The 19,517-nt window shown below is 65.9% G+C and carries 20 protein-coding genes; 7 read left to right on the forward strand and 13 right to left on the reverse strand.

Going from position 1 to position 19,517, the window contains the following annotated elements:
- Positions 1-126 precede the first annotated feature (126 nt).
- Positions 127-1,443, forward strand: a complete 1,317-nt coding sequence (locus tag IEX32_RS14510; protein WP_188772267.1) for a dicarboxylate/amino acid:cation symporter — start codon at positions 127-129, stop codon at positions 1,441-1,443.
- Here the strand turns inward: IEX32_RS14510 and IEX32_RS14515 are convergent.
- From IEX32_RS14515 to dapB, 3 genes are all read right to left on the reverse strand, one after another.
- Positions 1,427-1,822 carry a hypothetical protein gene (locus IEX32_RS14515; protein WP_188772268.1) on the reverse strand — a complete coding sequence of 132 codons (396 nt, stop codon included), beginning with the start codon at positions 1,820-1,822 and terminating at the stop codon, positions 1,427-1,429. The genes IEX32_RS14510 and IEX32_RS14515 overlap by 17 nt on opposite strands.
- Before the next feature lie 78 nt (positions 1,823-1,900).
- Positions 1,901-2,572, reverse strand: coding sequence for an endonuclease III (nth, locus tag IEX32_RS14520; protein WP_188772269.1), 672 nt, complete (start codon positions 2,570-2,572; stop codon positions 1,901-1,903).
- On the reverse strand, positions 2,569-3,297 hold the full coding sequence (dapB, locus tag IEX32_RS14525; RefSeq protein ID WP_188772270.1) for a 4-hydroxy-tetrahydrodipicolinate reductase: 729 nt from the start codon (positions 3,295-3,297) through the stop codon (positions 2,569-2,571). The genes nth and dapB overlap by 4 nt, the downstream gene beginning before the upstream one ends.
- Positions 3,298-3,419: 122 nt before the next feature.
- Here dapB and IEX32_RS14530 point away from each other — a divergent pair, with 122 nt between their 5' ends.
- The gene (locus IEX32_RS14530; RefSeq protein WP_188772321.1) at positions 3,420-4,127 is read left to right on the forward strand and encodes an NAD-dependent deacylase; all 708 of its coding nucleotides are present in this window, start codon (positions 3,420-3,422) and stop codon (positions 4,125-4,127) included.
- A 78-nt stretch (positions 4,128-4,205) separates the two neighbouring features.
- Here IEX32_RS14530 and IEX32_RS14535 read toward each other — a convergent pair whose 3' ends face one another.
- The 9 genes from IEX32_RS14535 to IEX32_RS14575 form a co-directional block, all read right to left on the reverse strand.
- Positions 4,206-4,988 carry a HesA/MoeB/ThiF family protein gene (locus tag IEX32_RS14535; RefSeq protein ID WP_188772271.1) on the reverse strand — a complete coding sequence of 261 codons (783 nt, stop codon included), beginning with the start codon at positions 4,986-4,988 and terminating at the stop codon, positions 4,206-4,208.
- The gene (locus tag IEX32_RS14540) at positions 4,985-5,407 is read right to left on the reverse strand and encodes a DUF983 domain-containing protein (protein ID WP_188772272.1); all 423 of its coding nucleotides are present in this window, start codon (positions 5,405-5,407) and stop codon (positions 4,985-4,987) included. The genes IEX32_RS14535 and IEX32_RS14540 overlap by 4 nt, the downstream gene beginning before the upstream one ends.
- 167 nt (positions 5,408-5,574) lie before the next feature.
- Positions 5,575-6,435, reverse strand: coding sequence for a GGDEF domain-containing protein (locus IEX32_RS14545; protein WP_188772273.1), 861 nt, complete (start codon positions 6,433-6,435; stop codon positions 5,575-5,577).
- Between the two features lie 407 nt (positions 6,436-6,842).
- Positions 6,843-8,276 carry a chromosomal replication initiator protein DnaA gene (gene dnaA / locus IEX32_RS14550; protein WP_188772274.1) on the reverse strand — a complete coding sequence of 478 codons (1,434 nt, stop codon included), beginning with the start codon at positions 8,274-8,276 and terminating at the stop codon, positions 6,843-6,845.
- Positions 8,277-8,824: 548 nt separating this feature from the next.
- A complete protein-coding gene (gene rpsT, locus IEX32_RS14555) occupies positions 8,825-9,085 on the reverse strand; it encodes a 30S ribosomal protein S20 (RefSeq protein ID WP_188772275.1) in 261 nt (86 codons plus the stop codon).
- 135 nt (positions 9,086-9,220) lie between these two features.
- On the reverse strand, positions 9,221-10,033 hold the full coding sequence (mutM, locus tag IEX32_RS14560; protein ID WP_188772276.1) for a bifunctional DNA-formamidopyrimidine glycosylase/DNA-(apurinic or apyrimidinic site) lyase: 813 nt from the start codon (positions 10,031-10,033) through the stop codon (positions 9,221-9,223).
- A gap of 81 nt (positions 10,034-10,114) precedes the next feature.
- Positions 10,115-10,528, reverse strand: coding sequence for a TadE/TadG family type IV pilus assembly protein (locus tag IEX32_RS14565; RefSeq protein ID WP_188772277.1), 414 nt, complete (start codon positions 10,526-10,528; stop codon positions 10,115-10,117).
- Positions 10,528-11,034, reverse strand: a complete 507-nt coding sequence (locus IEX32_RS14570) for a TadE/TadG family type IV pilus assembly protein (protein ID WP_188772278.1) — start codon at positions 11,032-11,034, stop codon at positions 10,528-10,530. The genes IEX32_RS14565 and IEX32_RS14570 overlap by 1 nt, the downstream gene beginning before the upstream one ends.
- Positions 11,031-13,088 (reverse strand): pilus assembly protein TadG-related protein, encoded by a 2,058-nt coding sequence (locus tag IEX32_RS14575; protein WP_188772279.1) that lies wholly within the window; start codon positions 13,086-13,088, stop codon positions 11,031-11,033. The genes IEX32_RS14570 and IEX32_RS14575 overlap by 4 nt, the downstream gene beginning before the upstream one ends.
- A 197-nt stretch (positions 13,089-13,285) precedes the next feature.
- Here IEX32_RS14575 and IEX32_RS14580 point away from each other — a divergent pair, with 197 nt between their 5' ends.
- From IEX32_RS14580 to dut, 5 genes are all read left to right on the forward strand, one after another.
- Positions 13,286-14,017: a class I SAM-dependent methyltransferase gene (locus IEX32_RS14580; protein WP_188772280.1), complete on the forward strand. Its 732-nt coding sequence runs from the start codon at positions 13,286-13,288 to the stop codon at positions 14,015-14,017.
- 190 nt (positions 14,018-14,207) lie between these two features.
- A complete protein-coding gene (ubiB, locus tag IEX32_RS14585; protein ID WP_188772281.1) occupies positions 14,208-15,785 on the forward strand; it encodes a 2-polyprenylphenol 6-hydroxylase in 1,578 nt (525 codons plus the stop codon).
- Positions 15,752-16,888: a hypothetical protein gene (locus tag IEX32_RS14590; RefSeq protein WP_188772282.1), complete on the forward strand. Its 1,137-nt coding sequence runs from the start codon at positions 15,752-15,754 to the stop codon at positions 16,886-16,888. The genes ubiB and IEX32_RS14590 overlap by 34 nt, the downstream gene beginning before the upstream one ends.
- Positions 16,889-16,925: 37 nt before the next feature.
- A complete protein-coding gene (locus tag IEX32_RS14595; RefSeq protein WP_188772283.1) occupies positions 16,926-18,539 on the forward strand; it encodes a bifunctional phosphopantothenoylcysteine decarboxylase/phosphopantothenate synthase in 1,614 nt (537 codons plus the stop codon).
- Positions 18,523-18,993 (forward strand): dUTP diphosphatase, encoded by a 471-nt coding sequence (dut, locus tag IEX32_RS14600; protein ID WP_188772284.1) that lies wholly within the window; start codon positions 18,523-18,525, stop codon positions 18,991-18,993. The genes IEX32_RS14595 and dut overlap by 17 nt, the downstream gene beginning before the upstream one ends.
- Before the next feature lie 299 nt (positions 18,994-19,292).
- Here dut and IEX32_RS14605 read toward each other — a convergent pair whose 3' ends face one another.
- Positions 19,293-19,457, reverse strand: coding sequence for a hypothetical protein (locus IEX32_RS14605; RefSeq protein WP_188772324.1), 165 nt, complete (start codon positions 19,455-19,457; stop codon positions 19,293-19,295).
- Positions 19,458-19,517 lie beyond the last annotated feature (60 nt).

Raw genomic sequence — 19,517 nt, forward strand, 5'->3', positions numbered from 1 at the left:
ATCAGACCTTCGGTTTGAATCGAGAAATGGACCCTGAAACAGGTTCAGGGTGACGAAGCTCTCGTGTGAAGACGTTGGATTCATGCTGGCGGAACGACGCGCCGTGGGAAAAAGGGATCAGCACGAATGACCGAGCAAACCGACGCCCGGCCGGAAGTCGGCCATAACGGCTTGCAGTGGCGCATCCTGGTTGGCTTTATCGCCGGTCTGGTGCTGGGCCTTTTGGCCTACACTTTCGCTCGCGACAGCGCGTGGGTTTCGACAGTCGTGACCTACGTGACCGGGCCGATCGGGCAGATATTCCTGCGCCTGCTGTTCATGCTGGTGATCCCGCTGCTGTTCTCCGCGCTCGTCGTCGGCATTGCCGAGATGGGGGAGATCAGGGCGCTGCGGAAAGTCGGGATCGCGACGCTGGTTTACACCGTGATCGTCTCGGGCATTGCCGTCGCGCTCAGCCTGCTGCTCGTCAACGTGCTGCGGCCGGGCCAGGGTGTCGACCGGCAGGCGGCGCAGGACCTGTTGGCCCGGGGCGCCGATACCGCCGGGGGCATAGTCCAGGCATCCTCGCAATCGGCCTCCGGCGTCGACGCGGTGCTGAACCTCATTCCCTCCAATGTCATCACCGCGATGAGCAACAACGACATCCTCGCGGTGATGTTCTTCGCGCTGTTCTTCGGCATCGGCCTGCTGCTCGTGAGCACGCCGCGCACCGCGACGCTCAAGAACGGGATCGAGGGCATCTTCGAAGTGGCGATGCGGCTGATCGGGATCGTCATCCAGCTCGCCCCTTTCGCGATCTTCTGCTTCATGTTCAATCTGGCGGCGCAGTTCGGGTGGGATCTGCTGTTCAAGCTTGCCGCCTATGTGTCGGTGGTGCTGCTGGCGCTGGCGGTGCAGATGTTCGGCGTCTTCCCGGCGCTGCTTGCCTTCATTGCCCGCAAGAACCCGCTCGCCTTCTTTCGCGAAACGCGTGAGGCCAGCGTCATGGCTTTTTCGACGGCCAGCTCGAACGCGACCCTGCCCACCGCGCTGCGTGTCGCCGACGAGGAGCTGAAGCTGCCCCGCCGTGTCGCCCGCTTCGTGCTGACCATCGGCGCGACCGCCAACCAGAACGGCACGGCCATGTTCGAAGGCGTGACCGTGCTGTTCCTCGCGCAGTTCTTCGGGGTGAACCTGGACCTCAGCCAGCAGCTTTTCGTCATGCTGGTGTGCATCCTCGCCGGCATCGGCACGGCGGGCGTGCCAGCGGGTTCGCTTCCGGTGATCGCGCTGATCCTGGGCAGCGTCGGCGTGCCGCCGGAGGGGATCGGGCTGATCCTGGGCGTCGACCGCTTCCTCGACATGTGCCGCACCACGCTCAACGTGGTAGGCGATCTCGTCGCCGCGACGGTGATTTCGGCGATCAGCAGCGAAGAATCGAGCCCGCTTACCGAGCCAGCCTGACCGGCACGAACTGTCCCATGCCGCAGCCGGCGCCGCGCCGCAGGTCGCTGCCGAAACGCTGCAGCGGATAGATGATGTCGGTGTTGCAGAGCTGGCTCAGCGAGGTTTCGTACGTGAAGCTGTCCGCCGATTTCAGGCCGGAGCAGCGATTTGGCAGGGTGACGCGCCAGACGTTGTTTCCGGCGCCGCCGATGAAGTCTATCGTCCAGTCGTCACGGATCCGGGTGTTGGAAAACTGGGTGATCGGCAGGCAGTTTCGCGCTTCGCCGATCACTTCGGCGGCGGGTTCGACTGGCGGAGCCTCGCGCGTTTCACCCTGCATGCAGGCGGTGAGCGTCAGCGGGACAGCAAAAAAGGCGATCAAGCGGACGGGTTTCATGACAACCTCCTTACGTTCCCGACGAACCGGGGGCGGAAAAGTTCCCGGTCGTCGGTCGTTGCCCTGAAGACGGAGACATCAGGCCCCGGCCTTGGATTTCGCCTTTCCGCTGGTCCGTTCCAGCACCTTGTGTCGGTAGCCGCACAGATCGACGACCGGGCAGCGCCAGCACTCGGGCGTACGCGCCTTGCAGATATAGCGCCCGTGCAGGATCAGCCAGTGATGCGCGCCGACGCGAAACGGGGCGGGCACATTCTTTTCAAGCTGCTTTTCCACCGCCCGCGGGGTCTTGCCCCTGGCGAGCCCGGTGCGGTTGCCGACGCGGAAGATGTGCGTGTCGACCGCGAAGGTCTCGGCTCCAAAAGCGCAGTTCATCACGACGTTGGCGGTCTTGCGGCCCACGCCGGGCAGCGCGACCAGCGCATCACGGTCATCCGGAACTTCGCCGCCGTAGCGTTCCACGAGGATTTCGGAGAGGGCGATGACGTTTTTCGCCTTGGAATTGAACAGGCCGATGGTCTTGATGTGCGCTTTCAGTTTCTCCTCGCCGAGATCGAGCATCTGCGCGGGCGTCTTCACTTCGCGAAACAGCGCCCGCGTGGCCTTGTTCACGCCGATGTCGGTCGCCTGCGCCGAAAGCACGACGGCGACGAGAAGCTGGTAGGTATTGCCGAATTCCAGCTCCGTCTCGGGGGAGGGGTTCAGTTCGGCGAGACGGCGGAAGAATTCGAAAACGTCGGCCTTCTTCAAAGCCCCAGCACCTCGGGCATGGTGTAGCGTCCCGGCCCCTTGCCCAGCAGCCACTGCGCCGCCTTGACCGCACCCTTGGCGAAAATGCCCCGGTTCTCGGCGAGGTGCGAGAGGGCGAGGCGCTCGTTGTCGGCGAGGAAGTGGACCGTGTGGTCGCCAGCCACGGTGCCGCCGCGCAGCGCCGCGAAACCGATCGTGCCGGTTTCGCGCTTGCCGGTGATGCCGTCGCGGCCGCGCTCGGAGCTGTCGGCGAGCGAGATGCCCCGGCCCTTCGCCGCCGCTTCGCCGAGCAGCAGCGCCGTACCCGAAGGGGCGTCCACTTTCATGCGGTGGTGGGTCTCGACGATCTCGATGTCCCATTCCTCACCGAGCCGGCTCGCGGCTTCACGCACGAGGTGGGCCAGCAGCGTGACGCCCAGCGAGGTATTGCCGGTCTGGAGCACGGGGATCGTCTCGGCCGCGCTGTCGATCAGCCAGTGGTGGCGTTCCTCAAGGCCGGTGGTGCCAATGACGATAGGCAGGTTGGCCGCCATGGCCGCCTCGAGATTGCCTTCGAGCGCGGCGGGGCTGGAGAAGTCGATGAGCACGTCGCACTTGCCCGCGAGCGTTGCTACGTCGCCACCCTTGTCGGTGCCGCCTGCCAGCGTCTCGCCCGCCGCCGCGATGGCCTCCGCGATGGCGCGGCCCATGCGTCCCTCGCTGCCGATGATTCCGATCCGTGCCACGACTCCAACCCTTCTCGTCACCCTGAACTTGTTTCAGGGCCCATTGTGCGTCATTCGTTCGGACAGTCTGTGGGGCACGATGGATGCCGAAACAAGTTCAGCATGGCGAAATGAGGTCAGGTTTGGGCAAAATCCGCAACATCGTCATCCTCACCGGTGCCGGGGTTTCCGCAGAGAGCGGCATCGACACCTTCCGCGATGCCGGCGGGCTGTGGGAGCAGCACCGGGTGGAGGATGTCGCCACGCCCGAGGCCTTCGAACGCGATCCCGATCTCGTGCTGCGCTTCTACGACATGCGGCGCGAAGCGATTCAGACTAGGCAGCCCAATGCCGCGCACCACGCGCTGGCCCGGCTTGACGCCGAATGGCCGGGTGGCTTGCTGATCGTGACCCAGAACGTCGATGACCTGCACGAGCGGGCAGGGGCAAAGCGCGTGCTGCACATGCACGGGACGCATCTCAACGCATGGTGTCTCGCCTGCGATGAGCGTTCACCGTGGACGGGGGCGTTGATCCAGCGTCCACCGTGCCCGCAATGCGGCGAGGCGGCGCTGAGGCCCGATGTCGTCTGGTTCGGGGAGATACCTTACCATATGGACGAGATCCATGTGGCCCTGCGCGAGGCGGACCTGTTCGTCTCCATCGGTACGTCGGGCGCGGTCTACCCGGCAGCCGGTTTCGTGCGCGACGCGCGCGATCTCGGCGCGGCGACGCTCGAGCTCAATCTCGAACCTTCGCAAGGCACGCTGTGGTTCAACGAGGCGCGCCATGGTCCTGCGACCGCAGTGGTGCCGGCGTGGGTGGATGAGATGCTGGCAGGGCGGGCTTAGAGCATCGTGCGCTTAATCTGCATCGACCTGACTCTGATTTTGCGCATTTCGCTATAGTTCTCGCGCGGGGGCGTGAGATCAATCCCCTTCAGCCGCCGTGCCGCATCCCTTGCACCCCGGATCCTTTGCGATCCGCAGGGGACGCATCGAGGGGGCCAGTCCGTTGAACATGTGCAGCGTGCCGAACTGCGGATCGCCCAGCGCGGCATGGCCCGCCAGCAGCACGCGAATGGCATGCATCGCCGCGAAAGTGCCGATCATCCCCGCCATGGCGCCCAGAACACCGTCCGCCGCGCAGGTATCGCAATCGTCGGCGTCGAAGGCATCGCCCACGAAGCAGCGGTAGCAGGGCTGGTCCGCCAGGTGCCCGGCAAAGTTGGCGACTTGCCCCTGGAAGCGCCCGATCGCCGCGCTCGTCAGCGGGATCCCCAGTTTCACGCAAGCATCTGACACCAGAAGGCGCGTCGCGAAATTGTCACACCCGTCCAGTACAAGGGTTGCGCCGGAGAGAGTCTGCGCAACGTTTTCTACCCCCGCCCGACCGACGACTGCGCGCACTTCCAGGCCAAGATCAAAACGCCGCACCCAATCGGCAGCCGTTTCCGCCTTGGGCTTGCCGATATCCGACGGCGTGTAAATCGTCTGGCGCTGAAGGTTGCTGAGGTCGATGACGTCGTCATCCACCAGCGTCAGTCGGCCTATGCCGGCTGCGGCGAGATACTGGAGGGATGGACTTCCTATCCCGCCGCAGCCGACAAGCACCACGTGCGCGCGGGCCAGCGCCGCCTGGCCGCTGCCGCCGACTTCCGGCAGCACGATGTGCCGGGCATATCGTTCCAGCCTGTCGGGTGAGAGGGTCATGGGCGGTCCGGGTTCGAACCGGGAGCTTCCGGCAGCCGTTCCCGGCGGAACCCGTGCAGCCCGAACCACCACTGCGCCGCGATCACCGCGCCCTTGGCGGGCTGGAGCATGCCCAGCATCATCGCCACGGCAAGCGGGACGATGATCGAAAACATGGCCGCCGGGCCGAGTTCGAAATCTGTCGCCAGCGCGATCACGAGCGGTGCCAGCAGATGTCCGGTGACAAGGATCGCGATGTAGGCGGGAAAGTCGTCGGCGCGCTGCGGGCTCCAGTCGACGCCGCAGCGCGGGCAGGTTTCGAGCGGCTTCAGCCACTTGCGGAACAGCCGTGCCTCTCCGCAGCGCGGGCAGGTGCAGCGGATGCCTCGAAGGGCGGCCTGCCCGAACGTGGCGGGCAGCAGGACGTTGGCGGGACTCATGCGGCCCCGCTTAGAGCAGGAGAGGGGCCGGGGGAAGAACGTAAGGCGTTTGGGGGGCGGTGCTTGCGCCGGTGTCCCTGATCGCTCTGCGAGCGACGCAGCGCATCGTCACCGCCCCCCTGACCCCGTCCTCGGAAGAGGAGGGGAGATAAAACTTCGCCATTGCGTCAGGCGTTTTCCCCGCGCGCGATCTGGACGCGGTTGCGCCCGCTTTCCTTGGCGATGTGGAGCGCGGCTTCCGCCCGGTGCGTGGCGTCGCCCAGATCGGCGAAGGTGCGCAGCGAAGCGAGCCCGCACGAGAAGGTGACGGGCCAGCCCTCAAGGCCGAACTCGCTGTCGAGCGCGACCGATGCGCGCAGGCGTTCCATCACCAGACGCGCCTCGTCGAGCTGCGTGTCGGGAAACAGCACCGCGAACTCCTCGCCGCCCCAGCGTGCTGCGATGTCCGTGCGGCGCAGGCTGTCCTCAAGGCGCATGGCCAGCCCCTTGAGCAGCGAATCGCTGGCGGCGCGGCCGAACTGTTCATTGATCAGCTTGAAATGGTCGACGTCGACCAGCGCCACCACCGCGTTTCCGGTGCCGAGCAGGAGGCTCTCCGCCGAATCGAGGAAGCCGCTCCGGTTGCGGAGGCCGGTGAGGGGATCGCGCTCGGTGGCCTCGAGGCGGCTTTCGATCCGGCCGGCCGCCTCGCTGGCTGCGGCGGCGGCACCCCTGAACAGCCGGCCGACGAGGTCATCGCCGCATTCGGGCAGGTCGACAAAGGGGTGTCCGCCGCGCACGGCATCGAGAACCGTCACGGCATGGCCAATCGGCGAGAGCAGGGCGTGGATCGCGGCGAGGCCCAGCGCGGCGGCGACAAGCGTTGCGACGAAGAGCGTCGTCAGCGTGGGGATGTTCCATGCGCCCGTAGTGGCCTGAAGAACGATGCAAGCGGTCAGCGGGATCAGCGCCGTGACGAGGCAGACGAGCAATATCCGCCGTTCGTAGTGTCTCGGGAACAGAAAGGCCGTGGCTTTGTAGAAGCGCATCGCGGTGCCTTTTTTATCATTGTCGCAGAGATGTCGTTTCGATCCGCAAGTCTAAGTAGATGTCCTTAGTCAATCGTTAATTTTTGCGCGCAAGGTACTAATTTATTGCGAGAAACCCTTGGCATTGCCGGCAGGATTTGCGGCAGACCGCCCTGGTCCGGGTCTGGCCGGCGCGTCCTGCGGGATCTACCCGCGTGACAGACTATCAATCGTGTCGGCGGGCGATTGTACCAGTCTCGCCAATAGTGCTGTACGCGGCAAGCAACCGGCAAGTTAAAGATCTTTAACGCCCGGCATCGCGGAGAAGGCACCGCCAAATGGTCACACGACGGGCGCGAGAAGGCCGGTCCCTCTCGCGCCCGTTGTGGACAAGACTGTGTGCAGGCCGGGGATCCCCCGGCAGAACCTCAGCTTTCGAGCTGGCGCAGGAGCGAGCGGACGTCACCGTCCATGTCGGCATCGCGGGTCCGCAGTTCCTCGATCAGGCGCACCGCGTGGATCACCGTCGAGTGATCGCGTCCGCCGAATTTGCGGCCGATTTCGGGATAGGAGCGCGGGGTGAGCACCTTGGCGAGGTACATGGCCACCTGGCGAGGGCGCACGACGGCGCGGGCGCGGCGCTTGGAGCTCATCTCGGTGCGGTCGATGCGGTAGAACTGGCAGACGGTGCGCTGGATCTCGTCAATGGTGATCCGGCGGCGGTTCGCCGAGAGGATGTCGGTAAGCTGTTCCTCGGCAAGCTGCAGCGAGACGGCCTGGCCGGTAAGCTGGGCATAGGCGATCAGCTTGTTGAGGCCGCCGACGAGTTCACGCACGTTGCGGTTGATGGTCCGCGCCAGGAACTCGATGACATCGGCCGGGACGTCGACCGAGGCGAAGCGCTGCAGGCGGTTCTCCAGGATCGAACGGCGCAGTTCGATGTCGGCGGGCATGATGTCGGCGACAAGGCCCATCGAGAGGCGCGAGAGCAGGCGGGGCTCGACGCCGTCGAGCGCCTGCGGCGCGCGGTCCGCGGCGAACACCAGCCGCTTGCCCTCATTGAGCAGCGCGTCGATCGTATAGAGCAGTTCTTCCTGTGCGCTGGCCTTGCCGATGATGAACTGGATGTCGTCCACCAGCAGCAGGTCGAAGCCGCGCAGGCGTGCCTTGAACTCGATCATCTGGTTCTGGCGCAGGGCCTGGACGAACTCGACCATGAAGCGCTCGGCCGAGCAGTAGAAGATCCGGGCATGCGGGTGGCTTGCAAGATATGCGTGCCCGATCGCGTGGAGCAGGTGCGTCTTGCCCTGGCCCGTCGCCGCCTTGAGATAGAGCGGCGAGAACTGCGGCTTTTCGCTTGCCGCCATGCGCTGCGCGGCATTGAAGGCCAGCACGTTGGCGGTGCCGGTGACGAAAGTCGTGAAAGTCTGCGAGGCATCGATGCCGGCGGTGCCCTGGCCGAGCGCGGCGAAGGAATCGCCGGCCAGTGCGGCCGAGATCGGATCGGCCACGCCTTGTGCCGAATCGTTGGCCGGCGCGCCGCTGGGACGGCCGCCGTGGCCGAGACGCAGCTCGGGAAGCTGGCGGCGGCCCGGGTGGACCAGGATGCGCACATGACGCACGTCCGGCCGCGAGATCTTCCACGCCAGCGAGAGACGGTCCGCGAAGCGGTCGTTCACCCAGTTGGCCGAAAATTCGGTCGGCAGGTAAAGGTCGAGCGTGCCCGTTTCCTTGCAGTAGTTGCCGGGCTGGATCGGCTTGATCCACTGGCTGTGAGCCTGGTGCCCCAGGTCCTTGCGCAGGCCCTGGCTGATGTCGGCCCAGTCCGCCGCCAGATTCACGGCTTCCTGATCCTCTTCCATTACCGCTTTGTCCGCCTTTGACTTCTTTATGATGTGGTGCACGCCATGACCTGCGCCAGCCCCTCGCCCAGTCGAATTACCTGTCAACGGTCGAACTCCCCTTGTCCGCATCCGGCCCCCCGAGACTTGCGGAACAATCCGTTTTCCACACGATTCCGGCGTAAACGAGTCCTCTGCTGCAAACCGGTGTTTGCAGCAGGTATCTCGCCTGCTAATCGATGTTCCCCGGCCCGTTCCGCAACGGCCGACGCCTTTCTAAAGACGCCTTGGCCGGACAGGCAAGACGCGGCCAACCAAATAAATAAAATAATGTCGGTTGACTCACGCAACTCCGCCGAAATTTTACGGGGGAAAATTTCCGCCTTAAAAATCAGTCAGTTGCAGAAGTTGATATACCGAATCGCAGGTATTCCGCGCTTTGTGGACGGCCATGCTGCGGTGCGGCATGAAACAGGAACGGGGCCGGAGATCGACTCTCCGGCCCCGTTCCTGTTTCGTCCTTATGACAGTGCGCGCGAATCGATTCTCGCGCCCTGCGATTCGGAAGTTCAGAGGGAGGCGACGCGCTTCGAAAGGCGCGACATCTTGCGCGCGGCAGTGTTCTTGTGGAGCACACCGCGGGCAACGCCGCGCGCCAGCTCGGGCTGAGCGGCCTTGAGCGCATCGGCTGCGGCAGTCTTGTCCCCACCGGCGATGGCCGATTCCACCTTCTTCACGAAAGTGCGGATGCGGCTCATGCGGGTGATGTTGATCTCGGCGCGGCGTTCGTTGCGGCGGATGCGCTTGCGGGCTTGCGGCGTGTTGGCCATGTCGTTCCTCTGTCTGGCCGCCTCGCGGCCCAATTGCCTGTCGAATCTCGTGAATGGCGAGCGGACTCGCCGGAAAGCGCGGCCCTTAGCGGCAGGCGGGCCTTGCGTCAAGGTGGCTGACCGGCTCGAAACCGCCTATTTCTGGCATTTTCGACACCAGAACGTGCTGCGCCCGCCCTGGGCCATGCGCAACACCGGGGCGCCACATCCGCAAGGCTGGCCTTCGCGGCCATAGACCTGCCAGGCGGCGGCGAAGTAGCCGAGTTCGCCCGAGGGCTGGGCATAGTCGCGGATAGTGGAGCCGCCCGCCGCGATCGATTCGGTGAGAACCGCGCGGATCGCCGGGACCAGACGGCCGAGCGCGGACAGGGCGACGCGGCCCGCCGGCTTGTCGGGGCGGATGCCCGAACGGAACAGGGCTTCGCACACATATATGTTGCCGAGCCCGGCCACGATCCGCTGGTCGAGCAGAAGCTGCTTGATCGGCGCCGTGCGGCCGGAGAAGGCGGCGCGCAAGTGCCGCGGCGTCAGTCCGTCTCCCAGGGGCTCGGGGCCCATGCCGGCGAAGGGACCCCATGCCGTCAGCCCTTCGGTCGACACCAGATCGACCGAGCCAAAGCGCCGTGCGTCGTTGAGGGCGAGGACATGGCCGCTTCCCGTCTCGATCACGAGATGGTCGTGCCGGTCGGGGCTTTCCGGCTCGATCCGCCAGCGGCCCGACATGCCAAGGTGGAAGACCATGGTCTGCCCCCGGTCGGCGTGGATGAGGCCGTACTTGGCCCGTCGTCCGAGCGAAACGACCAGCGCGCCAGTCAGCGCCTGGACCAGATCGGGCGGGAAGGGGCGCCTGAGATCCGGCCGGTTGACCGCGATGCGCGCGATGCGCTCGCCTTCGAGATAGCGCGCCAGGCCGCGCACGGTGGTTTCGACTTCGGGAAGCTCGGGCATTTGCGGGTGCGTTAGCGGCAATAGCGCGGGGTGTCATCAGATCCTCCCCGTTGCGAGGAACGGGCAGGGCCATGGCAGCGCTCACCCTCCCTGTGCCGGCATGCAGCCCGACACCGTCAGTTCCGACGGAAAGCCCGGAAACAGGCCGCCCAGCGGGGCCTCGTAGGGCAAGGTCAATGCGACGCGGGACATGCCGCTCAGTCCGTTGCATGTCGCGGTGCTCGCGATAGAGACGTCCGATGTGGCAAGGCCGATCCGCGAGCCGGCAAGGCGGTCGATCACGTATTGCCTGACCTGTTCGTCGGTGGCGCATCGCGTGTCGCCGATGGCGACGCACCGCGCCGTGGCATAGGCGGCCTCCTGCAGGGCCTGCCAGGTCCACATCATGCGGCCTGTCTCGATGATCCCGAATATGAAGAGCAGCAGCACCGGCGCGATGATGGCGAACTCCACCGCCGTCACGCCCCGCCGCTCGCGCAGAAGCCGGCGCGGCATCACAGGCGGACCGTCGTGGTCGCGGTCATCACTCTTCCCTCCAGCCAAGGATTGGGCATGACGACATGGCGATAGGTGGCCCGCGCGGAAATGGTCAGGAACTTGCCCGAAAGCGCGCCCGACGGACAGGAGGTGCCACACGAATGCGCCGCCGAGAAGCTGCCGTCGCTCAGCGATATGCAGCCGCATTGCGCCAGGCCGGCATCGCAGACGGTATTGCCGTTGCACGTCACGGTCACTTCGGGAGTGATCCCCGGAATGTCGGCCATTGCGGTCACATAGCGGGCGATCTGATCGGTGTCGGGAGCTTCGCGGCTGTTGAAGCCCGCAAGCGACGCGGCGCTGACGGCGCGTCCCAGGCGCGCCTTGTACAAGGAGAACATCGCGAAGTCGGCGCTGACCAGGAGGACGACGAAGATCACGCTGGCCCACAGCGCGAACTCGATGATGGCGACGCCCCGGCGATCGTCGCGAAGGGAAAGAATCGTGTCTTTCGTCATGGTCATCGTACCAGTGAAATCGATGTGGAAGCGCCGCCGCTCCCGTCGGAAAGCGCGGAACATGCGGATGTCGCGGCGCCGGCCCCGTCATGGACGTAGACCGTCTGCGCAACGAGGCTCCAGCACTTGCCTCCGCCGCTGAGCGTACCGCCGTAGCGGACCTCCAGGGCCGAATTGGGAACGTAGATGATGCCGGACAGCACGCTGCCGCCGGCGCCTTCGATGACCGTGTCCCGGCTGTCGGTGGTGACGATCAGCATCTCCTTGAGCGCGCCGGTGGAACTGGTCGTCGCGGCGGTGAGGTTGAGCGCGGCCGCGCCGCTGATCGTCACGTGTCCCGCCAGGATGAAGCTGACATCCGTGCCGGTCATGCTGCCGGCGGTCGCGTTGGTCAGGCCTCCGTTGATGTAGTAGGCCCCCGCGCCGAACGTGGTATTGTTGCCGAGTACGAGATCGCCGTTGATGTAGTGGCTTGCCGTCGCCCCGAAAGTGACGGTGCCCGACGCCTTGATGCCGCCGTTTGCGCTGAAGGGGCCGGATCCGAACGCCAGGCTGGAAGACCCGCCGACCTGGATGGCCAGACCGTCGCCCGAGACGTCCTTGACGATGGCGAAAGCGCCATCGCCGAAGCGCACGGTGGAACTGTCGCCCACGGTCAGCTTGCCGTTCACGTCGGTATCGCCGTCGCCTACCGTCAGCGCGGTTGAGCCCGCGGTCTCGATCGGGCCGAAGTAATGACGGCCATTGCCGACGGTCGTCCTGGCGCTGCCCTGCACGGTCGTGCGGCCGGCCACGGCAAGGTCGCCGTCGCCGGAGATGAAGTAGTTCGATACCGTCAGGTTCCCGGCGATGTTGACGGTGGCTGAGCCGCCGTCGCCCAGTGAGAAGCCGGCGCCGGTGCTCACATTGCCGGCGACGTTGAGTTCGGCACTGCCTCCGATTTTCAGGCCGTCTCCCCACCCGCCGAACGCGGCGTTTCCACCGACATTGACGATGCCGTTGCCGGTTATCGTGAGACCGGCGACGTTCTCCACGTTCTTGCCGACATTGACGACACCGTCGCCGCGAATCGTGATGCTCGGCCAGACCATGGTGATGGACTTGTTGACATTGATCGTCGTCGGGCCGTCGAACGCGATCTTCTCGCCGACCGAAAGATCGTCGAATTCGTAGGTTCCGGCGGGGAAGACCCAGGTGTCCCCTTCCAGCGTGGCGCCGATCGAGGTTCCGCCGTTCTTGTAGAAATAGCCGTTTGCCGGCCACCATGTCCGCTCGAACCGCGCATTGCTGCATGATGCGGAAACGGTCGGTACAGGGGCGATGTGGGGAAGCTGGACCGCGGTATACGTCCCAGTGGTGGATAGCGCTGTAGCAATGGCTGCGTTGCCCGCGAGCGGATCGCTCACGACATCGGCGCCTTCGCCCATCAGCGAGGCCGTGATCGCGCTTTCGTTGGGCGGTCTGGATATGGTTCCGTGGGCGCTGATGCTGTTGGAGGAGATCGACGAACTGCCCGACGCGTAAACGTTGGCGTTGGTGTGGATCGCGCAGTCCGCCGCGTCGATGCCGGAGCCGCGCGCGGCCTCGACGCCGTTCAGGGAACCCTGTGCCAGCGCTATGATGCAGGGTGCGGTCTCGCCGGGCAGCTTGGCATAGGCGGCGGCCCTGATGGTGAAGCTGCTGCCCAGGTTGAACATGCGGCTGAAGAAGTAGGGCTGCTGCGTGGTGACGACGGCCTTGATCGCCTGGGCGCCGCTGCCGTCGGGAGAATCGACCAGGGCCGGGGCGACCGCATCGGCGGAAAGCCCGGCCGCAGCCACGGCTTCCCTGGCCGCGCCTTCCCATTCCGCATTCTTCTCGTTGACCAGATATGCTTGCGCGGCGGAGAGCGCCGCGGTGTCGGCGATGGCCTGATTGCGGATGTGGACGGCATAGCCGTTCCCCACTTCGACCGCGAGGCTGACGAAACCGATAATGCAGGGCAGCGACAGCGCGCTCAGGACCGAGACGGCACCGCGCCGGTCTTTCCACCCCGTGTTTACTGGCGAATATCCGCTCATGATGCTGATTTGCGCGACCCTTGACTGATTGAGATAAGGGATCACCACAAAAATAAAAAAATTTCGTTACTTAAAAACTCCGGGGAGCCCGCTCGGTTGATCACGATGACCCCGATATCGACCCTGGACCGGAGAAGCCGCCGCTTCCCGCCTCAGGCCCCTTTGCTAGCCGGGCAAACCGGCCTAAAGCCCCGCCCATGAACGAAACCGTTTCCTTCGGCTACGAAGAGGTCGCCCCCGAGGAGAAGGAGGGCCGCGTCGGCGCGGTCTTCTCCAGCGTCGCGCGCAAGTACGACGTGATGAACGATGCCATGTCGGCAGGCATGCACCGCGTGTGGAAGGACAAGTTCGTCCGCCGGGTGAAGCCGCGCGCGGGTGAGCAGATCCTCGACATGGCGGGCGGCACGGGCGACATCGCGTTCCGAATGGAAAAGTCGGGCGCGCGGATCACCGTATCCGACATCAACCAGGACATGCTCGACGTCGGGATCGAACGCGCCATGGAGCGCGGCATCGACAGCCTCGTCTGGTCACGCCAGAATGCCGAGGAGCTGACTTTCCCGGACCGCTTCTTCGATGCCTACACCATCGCCTTCGGCATCCGCAACGTGACGCATGTCGACAAGGCGCTTGCCGAGGCATTCCGCGTACTGGGGTTCGGCGGGCGGTTCTTCTGCCTGGAATTCTCGACCACGCAGTGGCCGGGGTTCAAGGACATCTACGATGCCTATTCGCATCACCTCGTGCCCCGGATCGGCAAAGCGATCGCGGGGAACGCGGACTCCTATCGTTACCTCGTCGAATCGATCCGCCGCTTCCCGCCGATGCCCGAGTTCGAGCGCATGATCCGTGAGGCGGGGTTCAAGCATACCAGGGTCGAGCCGATCATGGGCGGGCTGGTGGCGATCCATTCGGGGTGGAAGGTGTGAGAGCGACCTTCGCGCGAAGCAGCGAAGCCCCCTGTCTCCCCTCCCGCTGGCGGGAGGGGAGACAGGGGGAGGGAGTGTCCGCTCTCGATCTGGCGACCGGTTTACGCACGACAACATGCCCTCCCCCGGCCCCTCCCGCCAGCGAGAGGGGAGAAGGCTGTCTCGCGGCCTGGCGGCGCGAGGTTGTGCTTTGACCCATCCCGCCATCCACATCCTGCGCCTGCTCAAGTGGGGCCGCGTTCTGGCGCGCCACGGGGCGCTGCGGGGAATCGAAAGGGACCGCAATGCGCCCGCGCAGGTCAAGCGGCTGTGCCGTATCGCCCGCTTTGGCACGCGCCAGCCACGGGAACCGGATTACGCGGGCGCCTTTCAGGAAGTCGGTCCGGCGGCGATCAAGCTGGGGCAGGCGCTGGCGACCCGCCCCGATCTGGTCGGCGAAGGCCCCGCGCGCAACCTGCTGGCGTTGCAGGACAGCCTCCCGCCGGTCGACTTCGGACTGATCCGCGAGCGTATCGAGGAGAGTTTCGGCCGGCCGCTCGATGTCCTGTTCGCCTCCTTCGAGGAGGAGCCGGTCGGCGCGGCCTCGATCGCGCAAGTCCACCGCGCGGTGACGACCGACGGGCGGCAGGTCGCGGTAAAGGTCCTGCGCCCACGCATCCGTGAACGCTTTGCCCGCGATGTCGGCACTTACGAATGGGCCGCCGCGCATCTCGAGGCGCTGGGCGGAGAGGCGGCACGGCTTCGCCCGCGCGCGGTTATCGACAACCTCAAGCGCTGGACCGTGCGCGAGCTGGACTTGCGGCGCGAGGCGGCATCGGCTTCCGAACTCGCCGAATCGATGAAGGGGATCGAGGGCTATCGCATCCCCGACATCGACTGGGATCGCACCAATGGCTCGGTACTGACGGTCGAATGGATCGACGGTGTCAGGATGAGCGATCTCGACGCCCTGCGCGCCGCCGGGCACGACATGCCGGCGCTGGCGCGCAAGCTGGTGCTGACGTTTCTGACGCAGGCGATCTCGGGCGGTTTCTTCCATGCCGACATGCACCAGGGAAACCTGTTCGTGCGCGCCGACGGCACCATCGTTGCCATCGATTTCGGCATCATGGGCCGCATCAACCGCCAGGCGCGGCTGTGGCTGGCGGAAATCCTCTATGGCCTCACCACCGGCAATTACCGCCGCGTCGCCGAAATCCATTTCGAGGCGCAATACGTGCCCGCCTATCACACGATCGAGGAGTTCGCGACGGCCCTTCGCGCGGTGGGCGAGCCGATGCGCGGCAAGCCGGTGTCTGAGCTTTCGGTGGGACAGATGCTCGACGGGCTCTTCGCCATCACCCGCGATTTCGACATGCAGGTCCAGCCGCACCTCCTGCTGCTGCAGAAGACCATGGTCATGGTCGAGGGACTGGCGACCGCGCTCGATCCCGACATCAACATGTGGGATGTCTCCGGCCCCTTCGTGCAAAGCTGGATTCGCGACGAACTGGGCCCCGAGGCCAAGATCGCCGACCGCCTGCGCGAGGATCTGGGCGTGCTCGCGCGTCTGCCCGACCTCGTCCGCCGGATCGAGGAGAAATTCCCGCCCAAGGGAGGCGCGCCCGAACAGGCGCCATTGCCCGAAGTCGACCTCATCTGGCGGCGAAGGGTAGCGCGGGAAGGTTCGGGTAAACCCGATAGTAACCATTGGGCGCGCTATGCTCTTGCCGCAATTGCTGGGGGCATTGCCGCATGGGCGGTCACGTACTGGAGCATTCTCGGCTAGCTGGCCTGCCGCCGTTTGTCGCGCGCATCGCGCTCGCGGTGCTGGCACTGCTGCTGACGGCTTCAGCCCTCGTACCCGTCGGCAGGCCCGCCGGATCGGAAGGTTCCGTCGAAGCGCGGCAGGCCGCAGACGCGGTGGCCGCCGATTACGACGAGGACATCGCGCTCTATAAGGTCGCCATCGAGCGGATCCGGCAGGGTGAGAGCTACTACGATTTCATCGTCTCCGAGCAGCGAGCCCGCCGCTATCCCGTAAACCCCGGCCTGGCCGTGCGGCTGCCGACGCTTGCTTATATTGACGCCTGGCTGGGCAGCTTCGGGCAGATGGCGGCCGCGATCGCGCTCATGCTGGGCGTGATTGCCGCGTGGTGGCGCAAGTTTCGCGAGGATCCCGCGCTTGGACGGCTGTCGGCAAGGGCGACGGCCATGGTCGCCGTAGCCGCCGCGCTTGGCCTCAATCGCCACTTCTTTCCCTTGCATGAACTTTGGGCGGGCATGCTGATCGCGCTGTCCTTCGGCCTGCACCGGATCGGGACGAGGGATCATGGCGGGCGCTGGATCGGCGCATTCCTCGCCGCCGCGCTGGCACTGGCGATCCGCGAGCATACGCTGCCCTTCGTCCTGCTCATGGCGGCGACCGCGCTTTATTATCGCAACTGGCGCGAGGGGGCGGCCTGGCTGGCGCTCGTCGTACTGTTCCTCGCCGGTCTTGCCTGGCACCTCGCCATCGTCGCCCAGGACGTTCTGCCGAGCGATCCGCATTCGGCGCCCTGGCTGGTGCTGCGCGGCCTGCCGGGCTGGCTCGCCAACGTCGTGCAGTCCAGCAACTTGCGCTGGCTGCCGCACTGGCTGGCGGGGCCGGCGGTGGTGCTGATGACGTTCGGCTGGCTGGGTTGGAATTCGCGCGCGGGAACTTTCGGCTTCCTGCTGAGCGCGGGTTATGGCGCGGCTTTCATGCTCGCCGGACGGTGGGACAACTTCTATTGGGGGGCGATGATCGCGCCGGCCATGTTCGCCGGCATCGTCTTTGCGCCGCGCGCGCTGGGTGCGCTTGTCGAAGCGGCAAGGCTTGCGGGCGGGGCGCGGTTAACCGCCGTAAAGTAATTGCGTGTTCGCCGATGCTGATGCACAAGCCCGGACGATGAGTGGACCCAGAATCCTCCTGGTCGTCGGCGGCGGGATCGCCGCTTACAAGGCTTGCGAGCTCGTCCGCCACATCCGCAAGGAGGGCGGCGAGGTTACTTGCGTGCTGACCGAGGGCGGGTCGAAGTTCGTCACCCCCATGGCGCTCGCCGCGCTTTCGGAAAGACCTGTCTACACCACGCTCTGGGACCTCAGGAACGAGGTCGAGATGGGGCATATCCAGCTCAGCCGCGAGGCGGATCTCGTGGTCGTCTGTCCGGCGACGGCCGACCTGCTCGCCAAGATGGCGGCAGGCATCGCCGACGATCTGGCGACGACCATGCTCCTCGCCACCGACAAGCCCGTCATGGCCGTGCCCGCCATGAACGTGCGCATGTGGCAACATGCGGCGACCATGCGCAACGTCCATGCCCTGCGCGAGGCCGGCGTCGACGTGATGGAGCCGGACGAAGGCACCATGGCCTGCGGTGAGTTCGGACCCGGCCGCCTGCCCGATCCCATCGCGATCTGGCAGCGCATTGCCTGGGCGCTCGGCCTTGGCCCGGTGGAAGTCGCGCCGCTGCCGGGTTCCGCGCCTGTTCCCGGCCTGCCGCACGCTCCTCAGCCGGACCCGCTGATCTGGCAGCCGCAGTTCGACGAGCATGAAACCGAGCATTCCGATTCCGATGTCCACGGGCTGGGCGGTCTGACCGGTTCCATGATCTCGCGCGGGTTGCAGAAGGCCAAGAAGGCGATTTCGTTCGGTCATCACGAGGAAGAGGCCGCCACGGCACCGGAGGCCGCGCCCGCACCGCCGCTGGTGTCGAAAAAGGGTGCCGCGCGCGCAGCGCCGCCCACCGATCCTCAGGCGATCAACCATCTCGTTTCAGGCGACCGTCATGCCGGCGCCCCCGAGGCGTTCGAAGACCAGCACATGGGCGCGGACATGTTCGCGGAAGGCGGGGCCGCCGACGCGCTGCCGGTGGATGGGCCGCTCAAGGGCCGCCATGTGCTTGTCACCGCCGGACCGACCTGGGAGCCGATTGATCCGGTGCGCTACATCGCCAATCGTTCCTCGGGCAAGCAGGGCTTCGCGATTGCCGCCGCCGCCGCCGCGGCCGGTGCGCGGGTCACGCTGGTCGCGGGGCCGGTCCATCTTCCCACGCCGCCGGGTGTCAGCCGGGTCGATGTCGAGAGTGCGCTGGAAATGGCCGAGGCGGTCAAGCGCGCCCTGCCGGCCGATATCGCGGTCATGGTCGCCGCCGTGGCCGACTGGCGGACGGTCAATACCGCCAAGGAAAAGCTCAAGAAGCGCGGCTCGGCCCCGCCGGCGCTGCTGCTGACAGAGAATCCCGACATTCTCGCGACGGTCGCCGCGCGGCCCGACCGGCCGCCGCTGCTGATCGGTTTTGCCGCCGAGACCGACAACGTGATCGAGTACGCCAAGGAAAAGCGCAAGCGCAAGGGCGTGGACTGGATCATCGCCAACGACGTGTCGGGCGACGTCATGGGCGGCGATGCCAATACGGTGCATATCGTAACCGGCACGGATGTCGTCAGCCTGCCCGAAATGCCCAAGGAGGATGTCGCGCGGCTCCTCGTCGAAAGGTTTGCCGATGCACTCGTCTCCTAGCGTTCCCGTGCCGATCAAGGTCCTGCCGCACGGCGAGGATCTGCCGCTGCCCGCCTATGCGACCGAGGGCGCGGCCGGAATGGACGTGGTCTCGGCCGAGGACGTGACGATCGCTCCCGGCGCGCGCCATGCCGTCGCGACCGGGTTGGCCGTGGCTATTCCGCACGGGTTTGAAATCCAGGTCCGCCCGCGCTCGGGGCTGGCGCTCAAGCATGGCATCACCGTGGCCAACGCGCCCGGCACGATCGATTCGGATTATCGCGGCGAGGTGAAAGTGATCCTCATCAACCACGGCGCCGAGGCCTTCGCCATCCTGCGCGGCGACCGGGTGGCCCAGCTCGTCCTGGCGCCCGTCACGCGCGCATCGTGGCTGAAGGTGGAAGAACTGGACGAGACGGTGCGGGGCGAAGGCGGTTTCGGCTCGACCGGCGGGGTTGTGTCGCTCGGGAGCTGATGGCGCGGTCGCGCTGACAAAACGGACGCTGCGAAAAAAGCCCACCCCCAACCCCTCCCGCATGCGGGAGGGGAGTTCCAGGGGCGGCGTGTCTGTGCCCTCCCGCAAGCGGGAGGGCCGCGAGACTTGGTGAGCCTTCAGGCGAACATAGTCGCAGCGGGGTGGGCTTCCGCAACGACGCCTACCCGAACGCCTCAGTCATTACCCAACTCCGCTCAGGCCGCGCGGGGGGAGGTCAACTGTGCGGTTCGAGCGCATCGGACGTTCCCGTCATACGGCCCCGCCGGCGGCGTGGCGGTTCAGTCCTGATCCTCGCCAGACCGCTTCCGGCGCCGGCGCTTCCAGCCGTACCATCCCGCGCCGCCAACGGCCGCGACCGTCGCCGCGCCTGTCGCCAGCGACGAGAAGGCGGACGAAAGTGCGCCCACAGTCACGCCCCAGAAAAGCTGCGACATGATGGTCATGAAAGTGTTCATGGGCGGGAATGTCCGGGTTCGACGAGGCGGGCTTCCGCCAAAGTCAAA

The organism is Novosphingobium endophyticum, from assembly GCF_014640675.1.
GTDB lineage: Bacteria > Pseudomonadota > Alphaproteobacteria > Sphingomonadales > Sphingomonadaceae > Novosphingobium > Novosphingobium endophyticum.